Raw genomic sequence first — 26,540 nt, forward strand, 5'->3', positions numbered from 1 at the left:
TCCTCGTACTGGACGTACTTGGGCTTTCGGCCGGTGCGGCGAGAGTGCGTGCCGGGCGTCGCGACGGGGCGAACGTTGCCTGCCGCGGCACTAGTTTTTACAGTGGCGGAGGGTTTGCCGATGTCTGCGTCCTCGAAGTTGCCCCCCTTCGACCCCGCCGACCCCCTCGGTCTCGACGACTTGCTCGAGCCCGAGGACAGGGCCGTCCGGGACACCGTGCGGGCCTGGGCCGCGGATCGGGTGCTGCCGCACGTCGCCGAGTGGTACGAGCGCGGCGAGCTGCCGGTCATCCGGGAGCTCGCCCTTGAACTCGGCGGGATCGGTGCGCTCGGGATGTCGCTCAGCGGCTACGGATGCGCGGGCGCGAGCGCCGTGCAGTACGGGCTCGCCTGTCTCGAACTCGAGGCCGCCGACTCCGGGATCCGGTCCCTCGTCTCCGTGCAGGGGTCCCTCGCCATGTACGCCGTCCACCGCTTCGGCAGCGAGGAGCAGAAGCAGGCCTGGCTGCCGGGGATGGCCGCCGGCGAGGTCATCGGGTGCTTCGGGCTCACCGAACCCGACCACGGGTCCGACCCGGCCGCCATGCGGACGTACGCCAAGCGCGACGGCTCCGACTGGGTGCTCAACGGGCGCAAGATGTGGATCACCAACGGGTCGGTCGCCGGGGTGGCCGTCGTCTGGGCGCGGAGCGAGGACGGGATCCGGGGGTTCGTCGTCCCTACCGACAGCCCTGGGTTCTCCGCCCCGGAGATCAAGCACAAGTGGTCCCTGCGGGCCAGCGTGACCAGTGAACTCGTGCTCGACGACGTGCGGCTGCCCGCCGACGCCGTGCTGCCGGAGGTCACCGGGCTGCGCGGGCCGCTCAGCTGCCTGTCGCACGCCCGCTACGGCATCGTGTGGGGCGCGATGGGCGCGGCGCGGTCGTGTTTCGAGACCGCCGTCGAGTACGCGAAGACCCGGGAGCAGTTCGGGCGGCCCATCGGGGGCTTCCAGCTCACCCAGGCCAAGCTCGCCGACATGGCGGTCGAACTGCACAAGGGGATTCTGCTCGCCCATCATCTGGGGCGGCGGATGGACGCCGGCCGCCTGCGTCCCGAGCAGGTCAGCTTCGGCAAGCTCAACAACGTACGGGAAGCGATCGAGATCTGCCGGACCGCCCGCACGATCCTCGGGGCCAACGGGATCTCGCTCGAGTACCCCGTCATGCGGCACGCGACCAACCTGGAGTCGGTCCTCACCTATGAAGGCACCGTCGAGATGCACCAGCTCGTGCTGGGCAAGGCGCTCACCGGACTCGACGCCTTCCGCTGACCCCCGGAGGGGGCAGGGCCGGCGAGCGGCCCTGCCTCAGCTCTGGTTGAAGAAACCGTCCGCCCGACGCCCGGACGGGTCGCCGTTCACGATCTCCGTGTTGGCGGGGGTCAGCAGGAACACCCGGGTGGACACCCGCTCGATCGAACCCCGCAGGCCGAAGATCAGCCCGGCCGCGAAGTCGACGACGCGCTTGGCGTCGCCGGCCTCCATGGCCGTGAGGTTCACGATGACCGGCACGCCTTCGCGGAACAGCTCACCGATCGCCCGCGCGTCCCGGAAGCTGTCCGGGGTCACGGTGCCGATCCGTCGGCCCTTCTCCTCGGCCGTGTCCGCGGCGACCTTGACGCGGGGGTCGGTGACCCAGGCCTCTCCGGAGTCGGTCCCCTCGGAATAGTCGTCGTCGTAGTAACGCTCGTCATCGTTGTCGTCGACGAGGCCAAGCCAGGCACTCGCCTTGCGCACCGATCCCATGGACGCCTCCTCTCACAGCGGTCTTTCTGCTTTCCGCATTCCCCATGGTCGTCCATGATGCGGATGTCGCGCCAAGTGGATAGACGCCGCGCGGGGGGTTTGTGACGGTACTGGTGCACAGCGAATCCGTACAGAGCCCGCGCCCCCCAAGGGTCCTACCGCATACGGCTGCTGACTGTGAGTGAAATATGATTCTTCGTGGCGGATGGGTGACGCTCGGTGCGTCCGGGTGAACCGAGACGTTCACTCCGGCATGACAATCGGTCGATAACATGCGCCAGCTCAATGTCCCAGAGACGACGGGGGTTGTCGTGTTCGGAATCGTCAGGCCGTGCAGTCACCGGCTCGGTGAAGGCCTCAAGACGCAGTGGATGGCGCATCTGTGCGGGCTGTGTCTCGCGCTGCGCCGGGATCACGGGCAGTTCTCGCGGGTCGTCACCAACTACGACGGGCTGCTCATATCGGTTCTGACGGAGGCTCAGGCCGAGCGGATCACGGCCGGCGGGTGGCGGCGCACGGCGGGACCGTGCCCGTTGCGCGGCATGCGCACTGCGTCCGTCGCGCAGGGGGAGGGCGCGCGGCTCGCGGCCGCCGTCTCGCTCGTGCTCGCCTCAGCCAAGGTCCGCGACCACGTCGCCGACGGGGACGGGCTGCTGGCGCGGCGGCCGGTCGCCGTCGCCGCGCGCCGGGTCGCCGCGAGCTGGGGGCGGGCCGGGGAACGCGGCGGGGCCGCCGTCGGATTCGACACCGCCGTCCTCGTCGACGCCGTGGAGCGGCAGGTCGGCATCGAGGCGCTCGCCGGACCGGGCACCTCGCTGCCGGCCGTCACCGAGCCGACCGAGACCGCCACCGCCGCCGCCTTCGCGCACACCGCGGTCCTGGCGGGCCGGGCGGGCAACGCCGCGCCCCTCGCCGAGGTCGGCCGGCTCTTCGGCCGGCTGGCGCATCTGCTGGACGCGGTCGAGGACCGGCAGGCCGACGCGGCGAACGGGGCCTGGAACCCGCTGACGGCCACCGGCACCCCGCTCACCGAGGCCCGGCGGCTCGCCGACGACGCGCTGCACGGCATCCGGCTCGCCCTGAAGGACGCCGTGTTCGTGGACGGCAAGCTGGTGCATCTGCTGCTCGCGCACGAGCTGGAGCGGTCGGTCGACCGGGCGTTCGGGACGCAGAGCTGCGGACACGCGCACGGGCCCGGACCGCAGAGCGGGCCCGGACCGCAGAGCGGGCCCGGACCGCTGGGCGCGTTCGGGCCGCCGACCGGTCCGTACGCCCCGCAGGGCCCGGTGGATCCGAACGCGCCCGCCGCCCCCGGCAACCCCTACGGCAGCCCTTACGGGGGTGAGCCGCCCCGGCCCGACAAGCGCGGCTTCCTGGCCGGCTGCGCGGTCGCGCTCGGGCTGTGCTGCACCTGCAAGGCGTGCTGCGCCGACGAGTTCGAGGGGCCCTGGTCGCGGAAGAAGCGCGAAGGCTGGTGCAGCAACTGCGACTGCAATTGCTGCGACTGCTGTGACGGGTGCGAGTGCTGTGAGTGCTGCTCCTGCTGCGACTGCTCCTGCTGACGGGACGTCACCTGCTGTGTGCGGACGCTTATCGTGCGTGCCGAACGGGCGTCACGATGAGCGGTGAGCACCTCGGGGACGTATCTCCCGGAGAGGATGCGGACACGGATGCTCGAAAGGATCAGTGATCATGCCCGGGCGTTCTGACAAGACCGTGCCGCTCGCCGTGAAGATCGTGGTGAGCGGAGGGCTCGGGGTGGGCAAGACCACCTTCATCGGGGCCGTCTCCGAGATCGAGCCGCTCGACACGGAGGCGGCCATCACCCAGGTGTCGGTCGGGGTCGACTCGCTCGAGGGCGTGGAGTCCAAGACGACGACCACGGTCGCTCTCGACTTCGGCCGGATCAGGATCGATCCGACCATCGCGCTGTATCTGTTCGGCACGCCCGGACAGGGCCGGTTCTCGTTCCTGTGGGACGACCTGGTCGAAGGGGCGCTCGGGACGGTCGTCCTGGTGGACACCCGGCGGATCGAGGAGTGCTTCCCGGCCGTCGACTACTTCGAGACCCGGGGGCAGCCGTTCGTCCTGGCCGTGAACCGGTTCGACGGGGCCGAGCGGTTCGAACTGGCGGACGTCCGGGAGGCGTTGGGGCTGAGCGTCGACGTGCCGGTGCTGGAGTGCGACGCGCGTGAGCGTGACTCCGTGCGGGATGTGCTGGGGGCGTTGATGGACCGGGTGATCGGGTTTCGGGCCGCCGCCAGACGGAAGGCGAAGGCGGTCGGGGTGCGCTGAGCGCCGTGAGGAAGCCGAGCGCCGTAATAAAAGGGGGTGCGAGGGGAGGGGAGTGCGCGCGAGTACGTGAAGGCTGAGCCGGGTGCGGGGGAAGAGCGCGAGAAGGGCGCCCCGGGAGAGCCGGGGGCCGCAGTGGGTCAGCTCAACAGGAACAGGACCACACGCGACCGAAGTCGATGTGGGAGCGGGTGACCAGCCACTGCTGCGGATGCATGGGCCAAGTGGAACAGGTCTCCGGTTATGCGTCAACCGACGTGAGACGTACGGCTCACAGTGTGGACAGCCTTGACGGCGAGGGGAAACGCCGGCGTACTCTCGCCGGAACGGCCCTGCTGAGGGGCTCGGCCGTTTTGGTGCGTGAAGGCGCCCCCGTGTCCAACTCTGCGCTCACGGAGCCTTCGCATGTCTTCCGAAACCCTCACTCCCGAATCCCCTGCCACCCTCGTGATCGTCGGGGGCGGGCCGCGCGGGACCGGTCTCATCGAGCGGATCGCCGCCAACGCGCCCGAGTTGTACGCCGGTTCGGGCCTCGACATCCATCTCGTCGACCCGCACCCACCGGGCGCCGGCCGTATCTGGCGGGCCGCCCAGTCGCCGCTGCTGTGGATGAACTCGCACGCCGAGGACGTCACCATGTTCACCGACGGGACGGTGCAGATGGACGGCCCCGTACGGCCCGGTCCCACCCTGCACGAGTGGGCCGGCCTCGACGGGCGCGCCTTCGCCGACCGGCGGATCCAGGGCGACTATCTGCGCTGGGTGCACGAGCGGGCCGTCGCCGCGCTGCCCCCGGACATCACCGTCCACCACCATCCGCGGCGCGCGCTGCGAGTGAGCGGCTCCCGCGAAGGGCGCCAGCAGGTGTGGCTGGAGGGCCGGGACCGGCCGCTGCCCGCCGACCTCGTCGTTCTCGCCCTCGGCCACCTCGACGCCGAACTCGACGACGAACAAAGCGAGTTGGCGGCCTACGCGCGCGAGCACGGACTCGTCCACCTGCCGCCGGACTTCACCGCCGACAGCGACCTGTCCGCGCTCCCGGGCGGCGAACCCGTCCTGGTGCGCGGCTTCGGGCTCGCCTTCGTCGACCTGATGGCGCTGCTCACCGAGGGGCGCGGCGGACGGTACGAAGGGGACGCCTATGTGCCCTCGGGGCGGGAGCCGGTGCTGTACGTCGGCTCGCGGCGCGGAGTGCCGTACCACTCGAAGATCGGCTACGACTGGACCGGCGAGCGGCCGCCGCTGCCCCGGTTCCTGGGACCTGCCGAGATCGACGGACTGCTCGCGCGGCCCGAGGGCTTCGACTTCGGCAGGGACGTGTGGCCGCTGGTGGAGAAGGAGCTGGGCTTCGCCCACTACCACCGTCTGTTCACCGTCCACGCCGAGCGGACCGCGATCGCCTGGACCGACTTCGAGGAGAAGTACGCGGCCGCGGCCGAGGGGGCCGAGCGCGAGGCGCTGGTGGCGTCCGCCGTGCCCGATCCACGCGACCGGCTCGATCTGACCGCGCTCGACCGGCCGCTGGCCGGGGTGACGTACGAGTCCTTCGAGGAGTTCCAGGAGGGGCTGCGCGGATACGTCGAGGACGATCTGAGCCGCCGTCACGATCCGGCCCACAGCCCTGACCTGGCCGTTTTCCTGGGGCTGCTGTCCGTCTACGGACAACTGGTCCGGCTGGGGAACATCGGCTCCTCGTGGCACGGGTTCTTCAGCTACCTCGCCTCCGGGCCGCCCGGCCCCCGGCTGCGGCAGTTGCTCGCCCTGTCCCGGGCGGGGCTGCTCAGGTTCGTCGGCGCCGACATGGCCGTACGCGCCGAGGACGGGGTGTTCCGGGCGTCCGGTGCGACCGTGCCGGGGTTCTCGGTCGAGGCGCGGGCGCTGGTCGAGGCCCGGCTGCCGGAGCCGACGCTCCGGCACGCCCTCGATCCGCTGCTGCGCGAGCTGCACACCGACGGCGCCGGCGAGACCCCGGACGGGCTGCTGCGGGTGGACCGCGCCGACGGCCGGATCCTGGACCGGGCCGGCCGGCCGCACCCCCGGCGCTTCGCGCTCGGGCCGCACACCGACGGCCGTACGCCCGGGGCGTTCACCCGGCCGCGCACGGGCGGCCCCGCGTTCCGGCAGAACGACGCGACCGCGCGGGCCGCCCTGGTGTTCCTGCGGGACCTGGGCGCCGACGCCGTCGGGTGAGCCGGTCACCTTTGAGAAAGGGTTCTTCCCGATGACCTCTCGATCGACCTCATCGCCCGGCCGGGGCCTGCTGCACCTGGCCGCCGCCGTCGACCAGCCCGGGGTGCACGACACCGGCCCCTACGTCGAGTTGGCGCGGCTCGCCGAGCGCGGCGGGCTCGACTTCGTGACGCTGGACGACGACACCTTCGCGCGGCCCGGGCCCGGGCCCGACGCGCCGGCCGTGCTGTCCCACGTGGCGCCCGCCACGCACCGCGTCGGACTGGTGCCCACGTTCACCGCCGCCGACGCGGTCGCCGACCTCGACCGGGTCAGCGGAGGCAGGGCCGGATGGCGGATCGACGCTTCCGCGACCGAGGGATCGGCCTGCGCGGCCTCCTCGGTGGAGGGACGCCATCCGGTGCGCGTCGTCGACGTGGTCGAGGGACCGGCCCTGTCCGTCGCCGCGCGCCGGGCCGACGTGGCTCTCGTCCGGGTGGCGGACCGCGCGCAGGCCGGTGCCGTCCGCGACCGGCTGCGCTCCGAGGCGGCCCGGTCGGGACGCGACCCCGACAGCCTGCGGGTCCTGCTGAGTCTGCTGATCGACCTCGGCGACGGCGAGCACGCCGCCGAACGCGGCCACGGCGGAGGCGGCCCCCGGCAGACCGCACAGGGCCCGCTCTACCGGGGCGGCCCCGTCGACCTCGCCGACCTGATCGCGTCCTGGCGCCAGGACGGCGCCGCCGACGGCTTCCACCTCATCCCCGTGGAACCGCGCCGCGACCTGGAACGGCTGGTCAACGGCACGGTGGCACTGCTTCAGCACCGCGGCCTGTTCCGCACCTTCTACCCGGGCAGCACCCTCCGCGAGCACCTGGGGCTGCCCCGGCCCGTCGACCGCCCGGCGATCCGGACGGTCGACTTCCGGACACCCCCGGGGCCCGGGTGACGGAAGAGGACGGCACCGCACTCCGGCGCACCCGACGCGGACGGATGCACGGCCGTCGACCTCCACCGTGCCGTACTGCCTCCGTGCGCCTTTGCCGACGGTTTCGGCTGCGCCGGGCCGTCGTCGGGGAACACATGTCACGTGGCGGTCGAGGCAGGGGAGCGCAACCTGGTCTGAGCTGGGGCAAGAGGTCTGCAAGAGGGTTCAACTCACGCAGTTCGATCGACGTCTGACGGCCGAAAGGCGCTCTTGCGCCGACCGGCCGTTCGGCCGAATACTCCCCCTCAGCGCTTGTCAGGGTCACGGCGTGTCCGATTTTTCCGGGCGAACGTCGGTCCTGGCTGCGCCTCACGGGCCCCGACCCCACACGACGGGCCCCCGACTTCCCCTGGGAGGGAACGAAACGTGAGGATCAAGCGCACCACCCCCACCACCCCCATGAGCGGTATCTCGAGACGGATGCGGCTGACCGCGGTCGCCACCGGACTCGTGGCCGCCGCCGCCATCGCGATCCCCAACGCGAGCGCGGCGGACAACGCCACCTTCAGCACCGCCCAGCTGAAGAGCGCCAGCAGCTCGGTGCTCCAGGCGGACATCGCGGGCACCGCCTGGGCGGTCGACGCCAAGACCAACCGCGTCGTGGTCACCGTCGACAGCACGGTCTCGCAGGCCGAGATCGCGCAGATCAAGGAGCGGGCCGGCAGCAACGCCGACGCGCTCACGATCAAGCACACGCCGGGCAAGTTCAACAAGCTGATCACCGGCGGCGACGCCATCTACGGCGGCGGCTACCGCTGCTCGCTCGGCTTCAACGTCGTCAGCGGCAGCACCTACTACTTCCTCACCGCCGGCCACTGCGGCGAGGTCGCGTCGACCTGGTACTCCAACTCCGGGCAGACGACCACGCTCGGCACGAACGTCAGCTACAGCTTCCCGACCAACGACTACGCGCTGGTCCGCTACACCAACACCTCGGTCACCAAGACCGGCGGTGCGGGCAACACGGACATCACCAGCTCGGGCACGCCCAGCGTCGGCACCACGGTCTACCGTGACGGCTCGACCACCGGCATCCACAGCGGCCGGGTCACCGCGCTGAACGCGACCGTGAACTACGGCAGCGGCGACATCGTCTACGGCATGATCCAGACCAACGTCTGCGCCGAGGGCGGCGACTCCGGCGGTCCGCTGTACTCGACCAGCGGCATCGCCTACGGTCTGACCTCGGGCGGCAGCGGCAACTGCACCTCCGGCGGCACGACCTTCTTCCAGCCGGTGGCGGAGGCCCTGAGCGCGTACGGGGTGAGCGTCTTCTAGGCCCGTCCCGGCCCCGCACCACGAGCTCTCGCACCACGAGCCCCCGCGCGTGAACCGGCGTGCGGGGGCTCGCTCTTGCCCGGAACCCGGAGTTACCGTCGTGGTACGGCAAGTGCTGCGGGAACTTCGGGAAGCGTTTCGGACCCTTGGGGGCCGGCATGGTCGAGGAACTGTTGGCGGCGGGAGTCACGCTCGTGGCCGCCGGGGCGGTGTACGTGACGGCGGCGGCGCGGGTCGTCAAACAGTACGAGCGGGGCGTGGTCTTCCGGCTCGGGAAACTCCGGCCCGAGGTGCGCGAGCCGGGACTGACCCTGATCGTTCCGGGCATCGACCGGCTCCGGAAGGTCAACATGCAGATCGTCACGATGCCGGTGCCGGGGCAGGAGGGCATCACCCGGGACAACGTCACCGTGCGGGTGGACGCCGTCGTCTACTTCAAGGTGACCGCGCCGGCCGAGGCGATCGTGCGGGTGGAGGACTACCGGTTCGCCGTCTCGCAGATGGCGCAGACCTCCCTGCGGTCCATCATCGGCAAGAGCGAGCTGGACGATCTGCTGTCCGACCGCGAAAAGCTCAACCAGGGGCTGGAGTTGATGATCGACAGCCCGGCCGTGGAGTGGGGCGTCACGATCGACCGGGTCGAGATCAAGGACGTCTCCCTGCCGGAGACGATGAAGCGGTCCATGGCCCGGCAGGCCGAGGCCGACCGTGAGCGGCGGGCCAGGGTCATCAACGCCGACGCCGAACTCCAGGCGTCGAAGAAGCTCGCGGAGGCGGCGAAGGAGATGTCCGAGCAGCCCGCCGCGCTCCAACTGCGGCTGCTCCAGACGGTGGTGGCGGTCGCCGCCGAGAAGAACTCCACGCTGGTGCTGCCGTTCCCGGTGGAACTGCTGAGGTTCCTGGAACGGGCCCAGCAACCGCCCGCGGCAACCCCCGCGGCCGCGGTGCCCGCGCCCGAGGCGAAGCCGACCGAGGAGTAGGGCGGGTCCGCGCGATTTTGCGTATGCACAGCATCGCTGTCCGGACAAGGTGGTGAAGAAGCGGAGGGCGCGCGGTGCCCACCCTGTGCGCTTCCTGAAGGCGACCTTGTGTGCTCCCTGTGCGGTTCGGAAGAGTGAGCGCCCGTCAACCAGGGCAAGTCCCGGCCTTCCGGCCCGCCGCGGTCCCCACGGCCGCCGGGCCGACCCCCACAGGAGGACACGAGTTGAAGCACCGACGCATACCCGAGCGGCGGGCGGTCATGACGGGCGCGGGTGTCGCCGCGCTCGTCGCGGCCGGAGTCACCTTCCAGACTGCGAACGCCAGCGAGTCCGCGAGGACCCCGCAGCCGACCACCCTCTCGGCCCTCGCGGCCGGACAGCTCGCCTCGACGCTCGGCGAGGATCTCGGCGCCGACGCGGCGGGCACGTACTACGACGCGAAGAGCAGGAGTCTCGTGGTGAACGTCCTCGACGAGACGGCCGCGAAGACCGTCGAGGCGGCCGGCGCCGAGGCCAGACTCGTCGAGAACTCCCTCGCCGAACTGACCGGCGCCCATGCCACGCTCAAGGCGGACGCGACCATCCCGGGCACCGCGTGGGTGACCGACCTGACGGCCAACAAGGTCGTCGTCACCGCCGACCGCACCGTCTCCGACGCCGAGTGGGCCAAGCTCTCCAAGGTCGTCGACGGGCTCGGCGGCACGGCCGAACTCCAGCGCACCAAGGGGGAGTTCAAGCCCTTCATCGCCGGCGGCGACGCCATCGCCGGCGGCGGCGGGCGCTGCTCGCTCGGCTTCAACGTGGTCAAGGGCGGCGAGCCGTACTTCCTGACCGCCGGGCACTGCACCGAGGCCGTCTCCACCTGGTCGGACTCCTCCGGCGCCGAGATCGGCGTCAACGAGGTCTCCAGCTTCCCGGGCGACGACTACGGCCTCGTCAAGTACACCGCCGACGTCGACCACCCGAGCGAGGTCGACCTCTACAACGGCTCCGCGCAGGCGATCACCGGCGCCGCGCAGGCCACCGTCGGCATGAAGGTCACCCGCAGCGGCTCGACCACCCAGGTGCACTCCGGCACGGTCACCGGCCTGGACGCCACCGTGAACTACGGCAACGGCGACATCGTCAACGGCCTCATCCAGACCGACGTCTGCGCCGAGCCCGGCGACAGCGGCGGCTCCCTCTTCTCGGGCAGCAGCGCCGTGGGCCTGACCTCGGGCGGCAGCGGCGACTGCGCCTCCGGCGGGGAGACGTTCTTCCAGCCGGTCACGGAGGCGCTGTCGGCCACGGGAACGCAGATCGGCTGACCCGCCCGGCACCTGTGGAGGTCCCGCCCCGCGTGTGAGGGGCGGGACCTCATGCGTGCGCTACGGGGCGGTCGCGGGGGCGTCGGCGCCGGTGCTCTGTGTCATGTCCCCACGGTCCGGGGCGTCGGGTGTTTCCGCAGGTGGGAGGCGTCCGAACGGTCGTCGTACATATGTTCGAGATTTGGTCTATGGTGGGGGTGGGTCAGTAGGGAACTGATGTTCGATATCGGAGGTGCGGTGGATGCCGGGGTTCACGCATCTGCACACCGTCTCCGGGTTCTCCCTGCGCTACGGCGCCTCGCACCCGGACCGGCTGGCCGCACGCGCCTCGGAGCGGGGCATGGACGCCCTCGCCCTCACCGACCGCGACACCCTCGCCGGCACGGTCCGCTTCGCCAAGGCCTGCGCGAAGGAGGGCGTGCGCCCGCTGTTCGGGGTGGATCTGGCGGTGGCGGCGCCGCCGCGGGAGGGGAGCGACGTACGGCGGGACCGCCGCCGCACCCCCGTGCGCGGCGGCGTCTTCGTCGACGAGTCGACGCCCCGCGTCACCTTCCTCGCCCGCGACGGCGCCCGGGGCTGGGCCGACCTGTGCCGGATCGTCACGGCCGCGCACGCGGACGGGGCGGACATCCCGGTGCTGCCCTGGACCGGAAACCACGGGGGCGGCCTGACGGTCCTGCTCGGCCCCGCCTCCGACGTCGGCCGCGCGCTCGCCGCGGGCCGGCCGGACCGCGCCGCGCGGCTCCTCGCCCCCTGGCGGGAGGTGTACGGCGACGCCCTGCGGCTGGAGGCCGTCTGGCACGGGCGCACCGGCACCGGCCCCGGCTCCCTGCGGCTGGCCGCCCGTACCGTCGGCTTCGCCGCCGAACAGCGGATCCGGCCCGTGCTCAGCAACGCCGTCCGGTACGCCGACCCCGGCCAGGGCCCGGTCGCGGACATCCTGGACGCCGCCCGCCGGCTCGTCCCCGTCGACCCGGCCAAGGAACTGGACTCGGGCGAGGCCTGGCTCAAGGGCGCGGACGTCATGCTCGGGGCGGCCGAGCGGATCGTGGAGGCCGCCGGCTTCCGGCGCGCCGCCGCCCACCACCTGCTGGAGCAGACCCGGACGGCCGCCGCCGAATGCCTGGTCGACCCCGAGGACGACCTCGGCATGGGCGCCGTCCACTTCCCCGAGCCGCACCTCGTCGGCGCCGGCCGCCGCACCGCCCAGCGGGCGCTGGCCTCACGGGCGACGGCGGGGATGGTGCTGCGCGGCTACGACCGCTCCGCACGCGCGCGCCACTACTGGGAGCGGATGCACCGCGAACTCGACATCATCGCCCACCACGGCTTCGCCTCCTACTTCCTGACGGTCGCTCAGGTCGTGGACGACGTGAGGGACATGGACATCCGGGTCGCCGCGCGCGGCTCGGGCGCGGGGTCCCTCGTCAACCACCTCCTCGGCATCGCCCACGCCGACCCCGTCGAGCACGGGCTGCTGATGGAGCGCTTCCTGTCCAAGGAACGGGTGGTGCTGCCCGACATCGACATCGACGTGGAGTCCGCGCGCCGGCTGGAGGTCTACCGCGCGATCATCGGCCGCTTCGGCGCCGAGCGGGTCGCGACGGTCGCGATGCCGGAGACGTACCGTGTCCGCCACGCCGTCCGGGACGTCGGCGCGGCCCTGTCCATGGACCCCGCCGAGATCGACCGCGTCGCCAAGTCCTTCCCGCACATCCGGGCGCGCGATGCCCGGGCGGCCCTGGCGGAGCTGCCCGAACTGCGTGCGCTGGCAGGGGAGAAGGAGCGGTACGGGCGGCTGTGGGAACTGGTCGAGGCCCTCGACGCCCTCCCGCGCGGAGTCGCCATGCATCCGTGCGGGGTCCTGCTCTCCGACGCCTCCCTGCTCTCCCGCACGCCGGTCGTGCCGAGCAGCGGCGAGGGGTTCCCCATGGCCCAGTTCGACAAGGACGACGTCGAGGACCTCGGGCTGCTCAAACTGGACGTGCTGGGCGTGCGGATGCAGTCGGCGATGGCGCACGCGGTGGCGGAGGTGGCGCGGGCGACGGGCGAGCGGATCGACCTGGACGCGGTCGAGGGCGGCGATCCGGCGACGTACCGGCTCATCCGTTCCGCCGAGACGCTGGGCTGTTTCCAGATCGAGTCGCCCGGTCAGCGGGACCTGGTGGGGCGGTTGCAGCCGGCTGCCTTCCACGACCTGGTCGTGGACATCTCCCTCTTCCGGCCGGGGCCGGTCGCCGCCGACATGGTGCGGCCGTTCATCGAGGCGCGGCACGGGCGGGCGCCGATCCGGTATCCGCACCCGGACCTGGAGGAGCCGCTGCGGGACACGTACGGGGTCGTCGTCTTCCACGAGCAGATCATCGACATCGTCGCGATCATGACCGGCTGCGGACGCGGCGAGGCGGACCGGGTGCGGCGCGGGCTGTCCGACCCGGAGTCGCAGGGGCGGATCAGGGTGTGGTTCGCGCAGCACGCGGCGGCGAGAGGATATGGGGCAGAAACGATTCAGCGGACCTGGGAGATCGTCGAGGCCTTCGGCTCGTACGGCTTCTGCAAGGCGCACGCGGTCGCGTTCGCCGTCCCGACGTACCAGTCGGCGTGGCTGAAGGCGCACCACCCGGCCGCCTTCTACGCCGGGCTGCTCACGCACGACCCCGGGATGTATCCGAAGCGGCTGCTGCTGGCGGACGCGCGGCGTCGCGGGGTGCCGATCCTGCCGTTGGACGTGAACCGGTCGGGGGTCGCCCACCGTATCGAACTGGTGCCTGAATCCGGGGTCTGGGGGCTGCGGTTGGCCCTCTCCGACGTGCACGGCATCAGCGAGGCCGAGGCGGCGCGGGTCGCGGACGGACAGCCGTACGCCTCGCTGCTCGACTTCTGGGAACGGGCGCGGCCGAGCCGTCCGCTCGCCGGGCGGCTCGCGCAGGTCGGCGGATTGGACGCCTTCGGTGCCAACCGGCGTGACCTGCAACTGCACTTGACCGAGCTGCACCGGGGGGCGCGGGGTGCGGGCGGCGGCCAACTCCCCCTGGCGGGCGGGCGGCAGACGGCTCCCGCCGGGTTGCCGGACCTGTCCTCCGCCGAGCGGCTCAGCGCCGAGCTGGGCGTGCTCTCCATGGACGCCTCGCGCAATCTGATGGACGACCACCGGGCCTTCCTCGACGAGCTGGGCGTGGTCTCGGCACGACGGCTGCGGGACGCCCGGCACGGGGAGACGGTGCTGGTCGCGGGTGCCAAGGCGGCCACCCAGACCCCGCCGATCCGGTCCGGCAAGCGGGTCATCTTCAGCACCCTGGACGACGGCACGGGCCTGGTCGACCTCGCCTTCTTCGACGACTCCCACGACGCCTGCGCCCACACCGTCTTCCACTCCTGGCTGCTGCTGGTGCGCGGGGTGGTGCAGCGGCGCGGCCCGCGCAGCCTCAGCGTGGTGGGCGCGGCGGCCTGGAACCTCGCCGAACTCGTCGAACTGCGCACCGAGGGCGGCCTCGACGAGGTGGCGACCCACCTTGCGCAACCGACCCGGGAGACGGCGCCCGCGGAGGCGCCCGCACTTGTGGCGGAGGGGGACGGTGAGCGGGCGGGGAGCGGTGCCCGGGCGGCGAGCGGGGATCGGACAGGCGGCGGTGGCCGGGTGGGGAGCGGCGGTCCGTCGGGGAGCGGTGGTCGGGCCGGGGGCAGTGATCCGGCGGGTAGCGGGGATCGGGTGGGCGACGGCGGTCGGGCCCGGGACGGTGACCAGGTGGGGGACCGTGGCCGGGCCGGGGGCGGCGATCCGGCGGGGAGTGGGGATCGGGTGGGCGACGGCGGTCGGGCCCGGGACGGTGACCAGGTGGGGGACCGTGGCCGGGCCGGGGGCAGTGATCCGGCGGGGAGTGGGGATCGGGTGGGCGACGGTGGTCGGGTGGGGCGGGGGGAATCGGGCAGGGGCAGGCGGATTCGGCTGTCCACCGGATTTGAGCTGCATCCGTGGGCCGATCTGCGGCCTGCGGGGCAGGACGTCTCGCAAGGGCCTTCGAGCGTACGGAAGTTGTGGCACCAGAGTCCGGGGAGTGCGGGATGACCATCCTCTGCGTACGTTTCCAGCTGCCTCCGGCGTCCGAGACGGTGGCGGTCGAGGCCGCCCTGCCGGCGCTGCTCGGGCTGCTCGAGGAGTTCACGCCGGTCGTCGAGGCGCTGCCGCCGGACGGGGCGCTGGCCGATCTCCGGGGCGCCGAACGGTACTTCGGGCGCAGCGCGGTGGAGCTGGCGTCGGTGATCCGGGTGCGGGCGCTCGCACTGCACGGCGTCGACTGTGTGATCGGCGCCGGCCCCGGCCCGCTGTCGGCCCGCATGGCGCTGCGGGCCGCCCGGCCCGGGGTGACCTGCGCGGTCCCCGCGGACGAGGTGCGGGAGTTCCTCGCCGGGCAGCCCGTCGCCGCGCTCCCCGGTGTCGGTACGGCGACCGCCCGCACCCTGGGCGAGTACGGACTCGACACCCTCGGCCGGGTCGCCGCCGCACCCCTGTCCACGCTTCAGCGCCTGATCGGCGTCAAGGCGGGCCGGGAGCTGCACGAGAAGGCGAACGGCGTCGACCGCGGCCGGGTCGTGCCGAACGCCGTGTCGCGGTCCTTGGCCACCGAACGACCCTTCGAGCGCGACGAGTTGGACCCGGACCGGCACCGCCGCGCCCTGCTCTCGGCCGCCGAGGAACTGGGCGCCCGGCTGCGCGCCCTGGAGAAGGTCTGCGGCACCCTGACCCTCACCGTGCGCTATGCCGACTGCTCCAGCACCACCCGCACCCGCACCCTCAAGGAGCCGACCGCGCACTCGGCGGCCCTGACGAGGACGGCGTACGGCCTGTACGAGGCGCTCGGTCTGCAACGCGCCCGGGTCCGCGCGATCGCGCTGCGCGCGGAGGCCCTCGGCCCCGCCGAACAGGCTTCGTACCAGCTCACCTTCGATCCCGTCGAAGAGAAGGTCCGTAGGGTGGAGGAGGTCGCCGACCGGGTGCGGGCGAAGTTCGGGCCGGGGGCGGTGAAGCCGGGAACGCTGGCCGCCTGACGAGGCGCATCAGGGCCGGCAGGGCCAGCAGGGCCGGCAGGATCGGCAGGATCGGCAGGATCAGTTGGCCCACAAGGGGGCGATCCGGGTTCCGTCGGCCAGTTCCGCCTCCAGGCCGATGGACGTGGTGACCCAGGAGAGCGCGGTGTGATCGGTCGGGTTCTCGACGGCCAGGGTCGCACCCGGATTGACGATCACCGTGTCGCCGGCGGTGATCCGCTCGGCGCGGCCGTCGAGCGTGAGGATCAGCTCGCCGACGAGCAGATGGAAGATCTCCTCCCGGCTGACGGTGTGCGCGGGAGCCTTCGTCCCCGCGGGAATCTCACCCCGCCAGGCGCACAACTCCTTGCTGCCGGTGCGGGGAGTGGCGTACGAGACGAAGCGGGCGCCGTGGATCTCATGAGTGACGGCTTCCGACGAGCGGACGACGGGCATGCGGCCCCCTGTGGGACGGTTCCGGAGATGGTCAAGCAGCTTGACCATCCATGACGCTCCTATGGTCAAGCTGCTTGACCGTCACGTCAAGGGTGTTTCAATGCGGACGTGCAGAACTCCGAGGCCCTGGCCCTGTCCGCCGCCCTGCTCGCCGCCGCGGGTGAGCTCACCCAGCGCATCAACGACGGGGTCGTCGCCCGTGGCTTCGAGGTGCGGCCCGCCCACGGCTTCGCCTTCGCCCGGCTCGCCCCGGGCGGCGCGACGGTCAGTGAGCTCGGCGTCCACCTCGGGGTGACCAAGCAGGCGGCGAGTCAGCTCGTCGAGGAGCTCGTGCGCAAGGGGTACGTCGAGCGCCGTCCGCATCCCGACGACGCGCGGGCCCGGCTGATCGTGCTCACCGAGCGGGGCTGGGAGTGCACCCGGGCGGCGGAGGAGGCGGCCGCCGAGGCGGTACGGGCGTGGGTCGATGTGCTGGGGGAGGGTGAAGTGCGAGTGTTGTGCAACCAATTGGCGCGGATCGCACCCTATGGTCCCCTCAGGCCCGCCTGGTGACGGAGCGTATTTTACCGACGCGTAACTTCACACTTCACCTACTCATCCGTAACTTGACGAGTGAACAGCATCCTCGTGATCCGGATCACAGGGCGTAAGGCCATCGCTCCTCCCTTGAGCCGCAAGGAGATCACACGATGCTGCCCTGGAAGCGTCTGCTCGGACCACTCGCCGCACTGCTGCTGGCCGCCACGGCCGCCACCGTCCCCGCCACCGCCGCCCACGCCGAATCCACCGACGCCGCCACCGCCTCGTCGAGCGGCTGGAACGACTACCACTGCAAGCCCTCCGCCGCCCATCCCCGCCCCGTCGTGCTCGTGCACGGCACCTTCGGGAACTCGATCGACAACTGGCTGGCCCTCGCGCCCTATCTGACGGTCCGCGGATACTGCGTCTTCTCCGTCGACTACGGCCAGCTGCCGGGCGTCCCGCTCTTCAACGGCCTCGGCCCCATCGACAAGTCGGCCGGACAGCTCTCCGCCTTCGTCGACAAGGTGCTCTCCGCGACCGGCGCCGCCGAGGCCGACCTCGTCGGCCACTCGCAGGGCGGCATGATGCCGCGCTACTACCTGAAGTTCCTCGGCGGCGCCGCCAAGGTCAACGCGCTGGTCGGCATCGCCCCCGACAACCACGGCACCACGCTGGGCGGACTCGCCAACCTGCTGCCGTACTTCCCCGGCGCCGAGGATCTGCTCTCGACGGCCACCCCCGGTCTCGCCGACCAGATCGCCGGGTCGGCCTTCCTCGCCAAGCTCAACGCGGGCGGCGACACCGTCCCTGGCGTCCGCTACACGGTCATCGCCACCAAGTACGACGAGGTGGTCACCCCCTGGCGCAGCCAGTACCTCAGCGGCGCCGACGTGCACAACGTCCTGCTCCAGGACCTGTGCCCGCTGGACCTCTCCGAGCACGTGGCGATCGGGCTGTTCGACCGGATCGCCTTCCACGAGGTGGCCAACGCGCTCGACCCGGCCCACGCCACCGCCACCACCTGCGCCTCCGCGCTGAGCTGAGCCGCAGGCCGTCCCGCCGGGGCCTGTCCGACCTGAGCCGCCGGTCAGGCCCCGGAGTGCTGCCACGCGGAGGTGTGCCGGAACCAAGAAACCGCGAAATCGCCTGCTGGGGGAGGCCGCCGGCGATCTTTAGGGTCGCCTTAAGGAAGCGCTGAGCCTGGGATCAGGTAGCCGGGACCTGCCCTAGCCTCCAGGTATGACGAGCGACGAGATCCGGCCCGCCGCGGCGGCCGACGTGCAGGCCGTGAAGGCCGTCACGGACGCGGCCTATACGCCCTACATCGAGCGCATCGGGCTCGCGCCGAAGCCCATGGCGGCGGACCACGCGGCGAACGTGGCCGCGGGGAAGGTGTTCGTCACCGGCGATCCGGTCGACGGGCTGGTCGTCGTCGAGGAGTTCGCCGACCATCTGTTCCTCGACAGCATCGCCGTCCACCCCGACGCCCACGGCAGGGGCGTCGGGCGGCGGCTGCTGCACTTCGTGGACGCACACGCGCGTGCGCTCGGCCTGACCGAGGTCAGGCTCTGCACGCACGCGATGATGTGGGAGAACCAGAAGATCTACCCGCGGTACGGCTACGAGTTCGTGGAGCGTCGCATGGACGGGCCGTACGACCGCCTCCACTACCGCAAACGGCTGGCTTGAGCAGGGCCGAGCGCGTCTGGGCAGGGCTGGGCGGGGCCGTCCTCAGCCGTCCGGCCACCAGGTGCGGGCGATGTCCTTGCGCACCTCGGGGCGCCCGGCGGGGCGTTCGTCGGCTTCCTCGCGGATGCGGCGGGAGTCCGTCTTCTTCAGGGGCTTCTGCACGGTCGTGCGGCGCATGGCTGCCTCCTTCAGGAACTACCTGGTTCCGCGATCTCACGGAGGTAGACCCTTTGGGGGAGAGTTCCTCATCGCCCCCCGGTCTGTCAGTGGCGGCTGTCACGATTCGAGTGTCAGTGGTGGGTGTCACTCTTGGGCACATGACGAAAAAGGGTGATGAACCGACTCCGCCGAGTGTCGACTGGGACGCGGCGGCGGCCGCTTTCGACGAGGAGCCGGACCACGGCCTGCGCGACCCCGCAGTGCGCGCGGCCTGGGCCCGGCGGCTGCGGACGTGGCTCCCGGAGCGCGGCTGTGACGTCCTGGACCTCGGCTGCGGCACCGGCAGCCTGTCGCTCCTCGCGGCCGAACAGGGACACCAGGTGACGGGCGTCGACCTGTCCCCGGCCATGATCGACCTGGCCCGCGCCAAACTCGCCGGGCGTGACGCGGTGTTCCTCCTCGGTGACGCGGCGGCGCCCCCGGTCGGGGAGGAGCGCTTCGACGCCCTGCTCGTCCGGCATGTGCTGTGGACCCTGCCCGACCCCGCCCGCGTCCTGCGGCACTGGCGCGGCCTGCTGCGCCCGGGAGGGCGGCTCGTGCTGGTCGAGGGCGTGTGGGGGACCGTCACCCCGGTCGGCATACCGGCGGACCGGCTCACCGCCCTGCTGGCCCCGCTGACCGTGCACACGCGCGTGGAGCCGCTGTCGCACGACGCCGGGCTGTGGGGCGGGCCGGTGGCCGACGAGCGGTACGCCGTGGTGGCCACGGTGTGAGGGCCCCTCACCCCGGCCCCTCACCCGGGTCTCTCACCCGGGTCTCTCACGCCAGCAGCGACTCCAGGCCGTCCTCGACGGTGGCGAGCGCCTCCAGTTCGTCGAGGGCGGTCAGCGCGGCGGCGGCGGCCTCGGGGTCCCGTCGCGCCAGCCCGCTCTCCTCGAACTCGTCCTCGTCCAGCCGCAGTACGTCCGTCCCGTCGGCGGAGCGCCACAGGTCCAGGTCGAGATCCTCGACGACCAGCTCGGCGCCGGACAGCGTGGCCGGGCGGGTGACGTCGCAGTACCAGCCCTTCAGCGCGCCCGTCGCGTCGCGGACCTCCTTCACGGCGTACCAGCGGTCCCGCCAGTAGTACTCGGTGAAGACGTCGCCCGCCTCGAACCGTACGAAGCCGAAGTCGCGCACGCCCTCACCGGCCCAGGGGGCGCGCACGACGATCCGGACGCCGTCGTCGGACAGCAGCTCGGCGGCGTAACGGATCTTCGTCCGGCCGCCCTTGACCAGGACGACGTCCACCGAACGCGCCCGCTCAGCCGAGTTCGCGGACATGCCGCACCTCCGTCGCACAGATCTCGTACCCGAACCAGCGGTTGATCGCGAGCATCGGCCCGTTGTCCGCGTCGTTGCCCGTGTACGCCTGCGTGTACCCCGCGGCGCGGGCGCGGTGCAGGGAGTCGTTCTTGACCAGCTTGGCCAGGCCCCGGCCGCGGTGGGTCCGGGCGGTGCCGGTCATGCCCGTGGCGATGGGGGTCCCCCCGCTCGCGCGGAGTCGAGAGTGGGGGAGGCCGGCGTCGCCGGTGTGGACCACGCTGAAGGCGACCGGACGGCCGTCGGCCACGGCGACCGAGGTCAGTTCCAGGTCCAGGTGGGGGTGCTTCCAGTACTCGTCGACCCAGGCCTCGTAGTCCGTGAACTCGGTGTCGATGTCGCCCGGTTCGTCCGAGCCCGCCTCCGCGTCCAGGACGAACAGCGGGCGTGGGTCCTCGGCGAAGTCGGCGGCCGTCCGCAGCTCGACGCCGGGCGGCGGGTCCTGGAGCGGCGGCAGCGCGGTGCGGGCCAGGTCCAGGCGGAGGAAGTGCGCGGAGCGGCTCGGCCGGTAGCCGCGGCGCTCGGCGAAGGCGCGGTTGCCCGGCTCGTCCAGCACCCAGGAGAACAGCTTCGTCGCCCCGTGCGCCGCCAGATGCTCCTCGGCCGCGCGGACCAGCGCGGCGCCCGCGCCGCGTGCGGTGTGCGCCGGGTCCACGTACACGTTCAGGAAGCCCTGGCCGGGCTCCGGGCTGTCATGGGCGAGGCCCGCCTGGGCCGTGCCGACGATCTCGCCGTCCTCGACGGCCACCAGCTTGCGGGCGTGGGCGCCGGGGTGGGTCAAGGAGAGGCTGTGCAGCACGGACGCCGGGCTGAAGAACACATAGGGCAGGGCGACGTGCCGGACCCGGATGAAGCCTTCGACGTCGGCAGCCGTGTCGGGGCGCAGATCGCGCACGATGACGGTCATGGCAGCGCACGCTACGGGCGGGCGGCCCCCGGTTGCCTCCCATTTTCCCGTGCTCCTCTTTCCTGTGCCTCTTTCCCGTGACCTTCCCTGCGCCCCTTCCCCGTGCGTGCGGGACAATCGGTCGGTGACCTTGAAGATCCACATCGATGTCGACGAGAGCGCCGCCCCGTACGAGCAGGTGCGGGCGCAGATCGCCGGGCAGGCACGGTCGGGCGCGCTGCCGGTCGGATACCGGCTGCCGACGGTGCGCGGGCTGGCCGAGTCGCTCGGCCTCGCCGCGAACACCGTCGCCAAGGCGTACCGGGCGCTGGAGGCGGACGGGGTGATCGAGACCCGGGGGCGCAACGGCACGTTCGTCGCAGCGGCGGGCTCGGCGGCCGAGCGGGAGGCCGCGGCAGCCGCGCAGGCCTACGCCGAGCGGGTGCGGCGGCTGGGGCTCACCGAGGAGCAGGCGTCGGCGGCCGCGCGGGACGCCCTGCGGGCGGCCTACGAGGAGTGATCAGCCGCGGGCGGCGAGCGCGCGCGGGGTGCGCGTCACCGTCAGCCCGGCCCGCTCGGCCGTCCTGCCGAACAGCGCCGCGTCGCCCACCGCCGCGCCGCCGGGGTCGTTGTTGAAGTAGGCGTACACGTCACAGCCGTCGGCCCAGGTCGTCGCGATGCGGTCGATCCAGGTCGCCAGGGAGCGGTGGCCGTAGCGCGGCCACGGCTGGGCGCGGCCCTCGTGGAAGCGGACGTATCCCCAGTCGGCGGTCCGCCACAGCGGCGTGCGGGGGCGGGCCTGTCCGTCGGCCCAGCACAGGGCCGCGCCCCGCGACCGGAGGACCTCCCGCACCTCGGGGATCCACCACGAGTCGTGCCGTGGCTCCACCGCCACCCGCGCGCCCGTCGGGAAGCAGGACAGACAGGCGTCCAGGAGTCCGGGATCGGCGTGCAGGGTCGGCGGCAGTTGGAGGAGGACGGGGCCGAGGCGGCTGCCGAGGCCGGCGGCGTGGGTCATCAGCCGGTGCACGGGTTCCTCGGGGTCGTGCAGCCGCTTGATGTGGGTCAGATAGCGGCTCGCCTTCACCGCGACCACGAAGTCCGGCGGGACGCGCTCGGCCCAGGACGCGAAGTTCTCCCGCGACGGCAGCCGGTAGAAGGCGTTGTTGATCTCGACGGTGGCGAACTGTGCCGCGTACTCCTCCAGCCACCGCCGCACGGGCACGTCGGCCGGGTACAGGACGCCCTTCCAGTCCTTGTACTGCCAGCCGGACGTACCGACATACAGCGTCATACCTCCATCAAAACACCCGCACTGCCCGGGAGCCGACTCAGAGGTACAGCCCCGCGTCCGCCCCGCCCCGCGGCTCCGGCAGCGAGGTGGGGGAGACGCCCCGGCGCAGTGCGTACAGCTCGGCCAGGGTGGCGCCCTCGCGGCCGACGCCCTCCTCGGTGCCCAGCCAGTCCACCGCCTCCCGCCGGGTCAGCGGGCCGATCTCGATCCGGGCCAGACAGCGGCCGGGGCGCACGACGGCGGGGTGCAGGCGCTCCAGGTCCTCGTTGGTGGTGACCCCGACCAGCACGTTGCGGCCCTGGCCGAGGAGGCCGTCGGTGAGGTTCAGCAGCCGGGACAGGGCCTGGCCCGCGGTGTGCTTGGCCTCGCCGCGGATCAGCTCGTCGCAGTCCTCCAGGAGCAGCAGCCGCCAGCGGCCCTTGCCCGTGCCGTCCTCCTCGCCGATCGCGATGTCCATCAGATAGCCGACGTCGGAGAAGAGCCGCTCGGGGTCCAGGACGCAGTCCACCTGGCACCACTCCCGCCAGGACCGGGCCAGCGTGCGCAGCGCGGAGGTCTTGCCGGTGCCGGGCGGGCCGTGCAGCAGGAGCAGCCGGCCCGCGATGTCCTGCGGGGTCGTCCCCATCAGGTGGTCCATCGCGTCGGCGACGGGGGCGGTGTAGTTGGTGCGCACCTCGTCCCAGGTGCCCGCGGAGATCTGGCGGGTGGTGCGGTGCGGGCCGCGCCGCGGGGAGACGTACCAGAAGCCCATGGTCACGTTCTCCGGCTGGGGCTCGGGCTCGTCCGCCGCGCCGTCCGTGGCCTCGTCGAGCACCTGTGCGGCCAGTTCGGCGGTGGTCGCCGTGACCGTGACGTCGGCGCCGCGGTTCCAGCGGGAGATCAGCAGCGTCCAGCCGTCGCCCTCGGCCAGGGTGGCGCTGCGGTCCTCGTCGCGAGCGACGCGCAGCACGCGGGCGTGCGCCGGCAGCAGGGTCGCGCCGGAGCGCACGCGGTCGATGTTCGCCGCGTGCGAGTACGGCTGCTCGCCCGTCGCGAAGCGGCCGAGGAACAGCGCGTCGACGACGTCGGACGGGGAGTCGGAGTCGTCGACGGTGAGCCGGATCGGCAGTGCGTCGTGTGGCTGTACGGACATGCCGCCATGATCCGGCACGAGGACGCCCTCTGCACCCGGTTTCCGTAGTGCGCGCGGTGTGTCGGGTGTGTCGCATGTGCCGGCTGTGTCGGTTCGGTCCGGCCTGTCGTGAGTGGCCCCGACGGGCTCCGCCGGGGCCACCCCTCAGACCAGCCGCTGGAGTTGCCGGGTCCTGCGGACCATCGCGTACCCCTTGGTGAGAGCCCGGTCCCGGGCGAACGTGCGGGCGATCGCCCGACCGTCGAGCAGTCGTTCGAACTCCGCGGCGTCCGTGGCCCGTCGTACCGTCACCCGCCGCAGGGCGAACGGCCCCTGGGCGCGGCGGGCGAGGGAGTTGCCCACGGCGAGTGCCTGGGCGAACCCGTGTTCGCGCACCGCGGTCCGCACCCGGCGGCTGGAGTAGCCGTACGGGTAGGCGAACGACAGGGGCAGGGCGCCCAGTTCGCCGGCGACGATGTCCCGGCAGCGGGTCAGCTCGGCGCGCAGCCGGTCGTCGTCGAGCTGGTCGAGCTGTGGGTGGGTGTGGCTGTGGCCGCCGATCTCCACGCCCGCGTCCGCCAGTTCGCGCACCTGCCGCCAGTCCAGCATGGTGTCCAGACCGCCGCCGGTGTCATGGGCGCCCCGGATCCAGCCGGTGGAGACGAACAGGGTGGCCGGGAACCCGTGTCCCGCCAGCGCCGGGAGGGCGTGCCGGTGCACGCCCTCGTAGCCGTCGTCGAAGGTGATCAGGACCGGGCGGCCCGGCAGCGGCCGGCCGGACCGCCAGCGGGCCGCCAGATCGGCGGTGGTCAACGGGGTCAGGCCCCGCTCCGCGATCACCGCCAGCTGTTCGGCGAACGCCTCGGGCGCGACCGAGAGCGTGCGGGTGGCGTCGTTCGGTTCGGCGGCGACCGAGTGGTACATGAGGATCGGCACGCGCGCCTCGGTCATGCGGCCCGCTCCACTTCGTCCACGGTGATCGGCACCACGGCGAACGTCGTCCCCTGCCGCCGCGCCCGCATGCTGCCGACCGCGTACCCGCCGGCCGCGGTCAGCACCCCGGCGACGATCGCGCCCGCCCGCCGGGCTCCGCCGCGCCGGGCCAGCAGTTGGTCGCGCAGTCCGCGCAGGACTCCGGCCGGCAACACCCGGGTGGCGTACCGGCGTTCGGACTCCAGGCCCTTGTCGACGCCGACGCTGCGGGCGACGAGCGCCTTGGACAGGCCTTCGGCGTAGGTGCGCGTGCGGAAGTAGCCGAAGTGCTCGCGCGCTTCGGGCACCTTGTGGTGGATCACCGCGCGGTCGTCCATGAGCAGGATGGCCTCGGGTCTCGCGTGCGTGAGCCGGATGCACAGGTCCGTCTCCTCGCCGCCCATCGGACGCTTGTTGCCGTCACGTCCGATGCCGGTGGCGAAGCCGCCCACGGAGTCGAACGCGGTGCGCCGGAACGAGGCGTTGCCGCCGAGGATGTTGCGCACCCGGACCCGGCCGGGCGGCAGCCCGCGGTAGGAGCAGCCCACCACCCAGTCGAACTCCTCGGGGAACCAGTCGGGCCGCCGGCCGGAGGACCAGACGGGCACCGCCCGGCCGCCCACGGCGAGCACCCGGGGGTCGGAGTACGGGTCGGCGAACCGGCGCAGCCAGTCCCGTTCGGCGACGGCGTCGTCGTCGAGGAAGGCGATGACCTCGCCGTGCGAGGCGGCGATGCCGGTGTTGCGGCCGGCCGACAGTCCGCGCGGGCCCGCGTTGGGCAGCACCCGCACGTCGTCGGTCTCCTTGTACTCGCTGCGCAGCCGGTCCAGGAGGGTCGGGTTGTGGTCGACGACGACCAGGGTCTCCAGGGCCGGGTGGGTCTGGGCCTGCACCGAGGCGACCGCCGCGAGGATGTCCTCCCAGCGGTCCTCGGTGTACACGCAGATGACGACGGAGACGTCGATCGTGCTCAAGACAGCTCTCCCCGGACCGAGTCGAGCATCGGCGAGCGGCGGGTCAGCCGGCGCAGCGCACGCCGGTTGGACCGCTCCTTGAGGATGACCCGCAGCACGCGCAGCCCGTCGCGGACGGCGCGCAGGTTGCTGACGCCGTGGATGCGCAGGTACTCGTGGCTGGGTATCTCCTGCACCTTCAGGCCGGCCTTGACGACCCGGATGTTGATCAGGGTCTCGATCTCGAAGCCGGTGCAGTCCAGCTCGATCTTGTCCAGGCAGTGCCGCCAGAACGCGTTGTAGCCGTAGCACAGGTCGGTGTAGCGGGCGCCGAACTTGCGGTTGACGATGGCGCACAGGACCGCGTTGCCGAGCCGGCGGATGAAGGTCATGTCGTCGGTGCCGCCGCCGTTGGCGAAGCGGGAGCCCTTGGCGAAGTCCGCGCCCGAGACGAGGGCGGAGACAAAGCTGACGATCTCGTTGCCGTCGGCCGAGCCGTCCGCGTCGACCATCACGATGATGTCGCCGGTGCACGCCTCGAAGCCGGTGATCAGGGCGTCGCCCTTGCCTCGGCCCTGCTGGTCGACGACCTTGACGCCGGGCCACAGTTCGCGTGCGACCTCGACGGTGTCGTCGGTGGAGTTGCCGTCGACCAGGACCACTTCGTGGATCCAGGCCGGCAGGGTTTTGAAGACGTACGGAAGGTTCTCGGCCTCGTTCATCGCAGGGATGACCACGCTCACCGGTGGCGCGATGGCCAGGTAAGAGGAGATGGGCCGGTACTTGCCGACGATCGACGGGCTGTCGAGATCCTGGCCCGATGTCGCCGGCTGCAGAACGGAACTCATGAGTCTGTCCCTCTCGTCCGGTGGGCCGCCCGCCCCTGTGGGCGGCCCGAATCCACGTCCGGTTCGAAAGGGGGGTTGGTTTCTCACCCATGGCGGACTGGTTCGCCGCCGCATGCCGGAGTGATCTCCGCGCACACCGGTGAGCTGGCAAAGCTGACCGACTACCGGCGAAAAGACGGCAGCCGACCGCGCGGCACGGCCCGGTCGCCTGAAGTGGCCACCGAGCTCGGCACCCCCCTACCGCGCTCTCGCCCCGGATGCCGTCGCGGTCCCTGAGCCCTCCCCTGGAGCCGTTGTCGACGGTCCGCTGCGAGTGAGATGTATGACGGTATTGATGATTACGCCCGGATGGCAAGCCCTTGGCGGTCCTCTGACGATTTTGTTCGTTTGACCGTTACACAATGGTGTGTCCTGTCGGAGGTGTGAGAAAAAAGCGTTCCCCGGAGGTGTGGGGCCCTCCGGGG

At 72.2% G+C, this 26,540-nt stretch carries 25 protein-coding genes and 1 pseudogene; 16 read left to right on the forward strand and 10 right to left on the reverse strand.

Annotated elements, in window-relative coordinates:
- Positions 1 to 120: 120 nt before the first annotated feature.
- Entirely contained in the window at positions 121 to 1,311 is a 1,191-nt protein-coding gene (locus tag AB0J04_RS26865) for an acyl-CoA dehydrogenase family protein (protein ID WP_363171117.1), read from the forward strand.
- 36 nt (positions 1,312 to 1,347) lie between these two features.
- On the opposite strand, the gene AB0J04_RS26870 is transcribed toward AB0J04_RS26865, so the two are convergent.
- Positions 1,348 to 1,785, reverse strand: coding sequence for a cell division protein SepF (locus tag AB0J04_RS26870; protein WP_363171118.1), 438 nt, complete (start codon positions 1,783 to 1,785; stop codon positions 1,348 to 1,350).
- A gap of 311 nt (positions 1,786 to 2,096) precedes the next feature.
- Between AB0J04_RS26870 and AB0J04_RS26875 the strand changes: the two genes are divergently transcribed.
- From AB0J04_RS26875 to AB0J04_RS26920, 10 genes and pseudogenes are all read left to right on the forward strand, one after another.
- Complete coding sequence (locus AB0J04_RS26875; protein ID WP_363171119.1) at positions 2,097 to 3,347, forward strand: DUF5685 family protein; 1,251 nt, start codon at positions 2,097 to 2,099, stop codon at positions 3,345 to 3,347.
- 130 nt (positions 3,348 to 3,477) lie between these two features.
- Entirely contained in the window at positions 3,478 to 4,080 is a 603-nt protein-coding gene (locus tag AB0J04_RS26880; protein WP_363171120.1) for an ATP/GTP-binding protein, read from the forward strand.
- Positions 4,081 to 4,482: 402 nt separating this feature from the next.
- The gene (locus AB0J04_RS26885; protein WP_363171121.1) at positions 4,483 to 6,267 is read left to right on the forward strand and encodes an FAD/NAD(P)-binding protein; all 1,785 of its coding nucleotides are present in this window, start codon (positions 4,483 to 4,485) and stop codon (positions 6,265 to 6,267) included.
- A gap of 31 nt (positions 6,268 to 6,298) precedes the next feature.
- Positions 6,299 to 7,195 (forward strand): LLM class flavin-dependent oxidoreductase, encoded by an 897-nt coding sequence (locus AB0J04_RS26890; RefSeq protein ID WP_363171122.1) that lies wholly within the window; start codon positions 6,299 to 6,301, stop codon positions 7,193 to 7,195.
- A gap of 27 nt (positions 7,196 to 7,222) precedes the next feature.
- Positions 7,223 to 7,372, forward strand: a pseudogene (locus AB0J04_RS26895) (DUF1684 domain-containing protein); the annotation flags it as partial.
- Positions 7,373 to 7,600: 228 nt separating this feature from the next.
- On the forward strand, positions 7,601 to 8,512 hold the full coding sequence (locus AB0J04_RS26900) for a S1 family peptidase (RefSeq protein WP_363171123.1): 912 nt from the start codon (positions 7,601 to 7,603) through the stop codon (positions 8,510 to 8,512).
- 158 nt (positions 8,513 to 8,670) lie between these two features.
- Positions 8,671 to 9,492 carry a slipin family protein gene (locus AB0J04_RS26905; RefSeq protein WP_363171124.1) on the forward strand — a complete coding sequence of 274 codons (822 nt, stop codon included), beginning with the start codon at positions 8,671 to 8,673 and terminating at the stop codon, positions 9,490 to 9,492.
- A gap of 224 nt (positions 9,493 to 9,716) precedes the next feature.
- On the forward strand, positions 9,717 to 10,799 hold the full coding sequence (locus AB0J04_RS26910) for a S1 family peptidase (RefSeq protein WP_363171125.1): 1,083 nt from the start codon (positions 9,717 to 9,719) through the stop codon (positions 10,797 to 10,799).
- Positions 10,800 to 11,040: 241 nt separating this feature from the next.
- On the forward strand, positions 11,041 to 14,865 hold the full coding sequence (gene dnaE / locus AB0J04_RS26915; protein WP_363171126.1) for a DNA polymerase III subunit alpha: 3,825 nt from the start codon (positions 11,041 to 11,043) through the stop codon (positions 14,863 to 14,865).
- A complete protein-coding gene (locus AB0J04_RS26920) occupies positions 14,862 to 15,845 on the forward strand; it encodes a hypothetical protein (protein WP_363171127.1) in 984 nt (327 codons plus the stop codon). The genes dnaE and AB0J04_RS26920 overlap by 4 nt, the downstream gene beginning before the upstream one ends.
- A gap of 60 nt (positions 15,846 to 15,905) precedes the next feature.
- Here AB0J04_RS26920 and AB0J04_RS26925 read toward each other — a convergent pair whose 3' ends face one another.
- A complete protein-coding gene (locus AB0J04_RS26925) occupies positions 15,906 to 16,280 on the reverse strand; it encodes a cupin domain-containing protein (RefSeq protein WP_363171128.1) in 375 nt (124 codons plus the stop codon).
- A gap of 108 nt (positions 16,281 to 16,388) precedes the next feature.
- On the opposite strand from AB0J04_RS26925, the gene AB0J04_RS26930 reads away from it, so the two are divergent.
- The 3 genes from AB0J04_RS26930 to AB0J04_RS26940 all read left to right on the forward strand — a co-directional run bounded on the left by AB0J04_RS26930 (position 16,389) and on the right by AB0J04_RS26940 (position 18,491).
- A complete protein-coding gene (locus tag AB0J04_RS26930) occupies positions 16,389 to 16,832 on the forward strand; it encodes a MarR family winged helix-turn-helix transcriptional regulator (RefSeq protein WP_363171129.1) in 444 nt (147 codons plus the stop codon).
- 137 nt (positions 16,833 to 16,969) lie between these two features.
- The gene (locus tag AB0J04_RS26935) at positions 16,970 to 17,845 is read left to right on the forward strand and encodes an alpha/beta fold hydrolase (protein WP_363171130.1); all 876 of its coding nucleotides are present in this window, start codon (positions 16,970 to 16,972) and stop codon (positions 17,843 to 17,845) included.
- A gap of 196 nt (positions 17,846 to 18,041) precedes the next feature.
- On the forward strand, positions 18,042 to 18,491 hold the full coding sequence (locus AB0J04_RS26940) for a GNAT family N-acetyltransferase (RefSeq protein ID WP_363171131.1): 450 nt from the start codon (positions 18,042 to 18,044) through the stop codon (positions 18,489 to 18,491).
- A gap of 42 nt (positions 18,492 to 18,533) precedes the next feature.
- Here the strand turns inward: AB0J04_RS26940 and AB0J04_RS26945 are convergent, their stop codons facing one another.
- Positions 18,534 to 18,668 (reverse strand): hypothetical protein, encoded by a 135-nt coding sequence (locus tag AB0J04_RS26945; protein WP_133913577.1) that lies wholly within the window; start codon positions 18,666 to 18,668, stop codon positions 18,534 to 18,536.
- 140 nt (positions 18,669 to 18,808) lie between these two features.
- Between AB0J04_RS26945 and AB0J04_RS26950 the strand changes: the two genes are divergently transcribed.
- A complete protein-coding gene (locus tag AB0J04_RS26950) occupies positions 18,809 to 19,423 on the forward strand; it encodes a class I SAM-dependent methyltransferase (protein ID WP_363171132.1) in 615 nt (204 codons plus the stop codon).
- 46 nt (positions 19,424 to 19,469) lie between these two features.
- On the opposite strand, the gene AB0J04_RS26955 is transcribed toward AB0J04_RS26950, so the two are convergent.
- On the reverse strand, positions 19,470 to 19,973 hold the full coding sequence (locus tag AB0J04_RS26955; protein WP_363171133.1) for a DUF402 domain-containing protein: 504 nt from the start codon (positions 19,971 to 19,973) through the stop codon (positions 19,470 to 19,472).
- Positions 19,954 to 20,919: a GNAT family N-acetyltransferase gene (locus tag AB0J04_RS26960; protein WP_363171134.1), complete on the reverse strand. Its 966-nt coding sequence runs from the start codon at positions 20,917 to 20,919 to the stop codon at positions 19,954 to 19,956. Before AB0J04_RS26960 ends, AB0J04_RS26955 begins: the two co-directional genes overlap by 20 nt.
- A gap of 124 nt (positions 20,920 to 21,043) precedes the next feature.
- Between AB0J04_RS26960 and AB0J04_RS26965 the strand changes: the two genes are divergently transcribed.
- The gene (locus AB0J04_RS26965; RefSeq protein WP_363171135.1) at positions 21,044 to 21,418 is read left to right on the forward strand and encodes a GntR family transcriptional regulator; all 375 of its coding nucleotides are present in this window, start codon (positions 21,044 to 21,046) and stop codon (positions 21,416 to 21,418) included.
- Here the strand turns inward: AB0J04_RS26965 and AB0J04_RS26970 are convergent, their stop codons facing one another.
- The 5 genes from AB0J04_RS26970 to AB0J04_RS26990 all read right to left on the reverse strand — a co-directional run bounded on the left by AB0J04_RS26970 (position 21,419) and on the right by AB0J04_RS26990 (position 26,076).
- Positions 21,419 to 22,192, reverse strand: a complete 774-nt coding sequence (locus AB0J04_RS26970; protein WP_363171136.1) for a DUF72 domain-containing protein — start codon at positions 22,190 to 22,192, stop codon at positions 21,419 to 21,421. It abuts the gene before it with no gap.
- 37 nt (positions 22,193 to 22,229) lie between these two features.
- Positions 22,230 to 23,324: a DUF5925 domain-containing protein gene (locus AB0J04_RS26975; RefSeq protein WP_363171137.1), complete on the reverse strand. Its 1,095-nt coding sequence runs from the start codon at positions 23,322 to 23,324 to the stop codon at positions 22,230 to 22,232.
- Positions 23,325 to 23,468: 144 nt separating this feature from the next.
- Entirely contained in the window at positions 23,469 to 24,254 is a 786-nt protein-coding gene (locus tag AB0J04_RS26980; protein ID WP_363171138.1) for a polysaccharide deacetylase family protein, read from the reverse strand.
- Positions 24,251 to 25,249: a glycosyltransferase family 2 protein gene (locus AB0J04_RS26985; protein ID WP_363171139.1), complete on the reverse strand. Its 999-nt coding sequence runs from the start codon at positions 25,247 to 25,249 to the stop codon at positions 24,251 to 24,253. Before AB0J04_RS26985 ends, AB0J04_RS26980 begins: the two co-directional genes overlap by 4 nt.
- On the reverse strand, positions 25,246 to 26,076 hold the full coding sequence (locus AB0J04_RS26990) for a glycosyltransferase family 2 protein (protein WP_363171140.1): 831 nt from the start codon (positions 26,074 to 26,076) through the stop codon (positions 25,246 to 25,248). The genes AB0J04_RS26985 and AB0J04_RS26990 overlap by 4 nt, the downstream gene beginning before the upstream one ends.
- Positions 26,077 to 26,540: the final 464 nt, after the last annotated feature.

The sequence above is a fragment of the Streptomyces sp. NPDC050263 genome, from assembly GCF_040655955.1.
Taxonomy (GTDB): Bacteria; Actinomycetota; Actinomycetes; order Streptomycetales; family Streptomycetaceae; genus Streptomyces.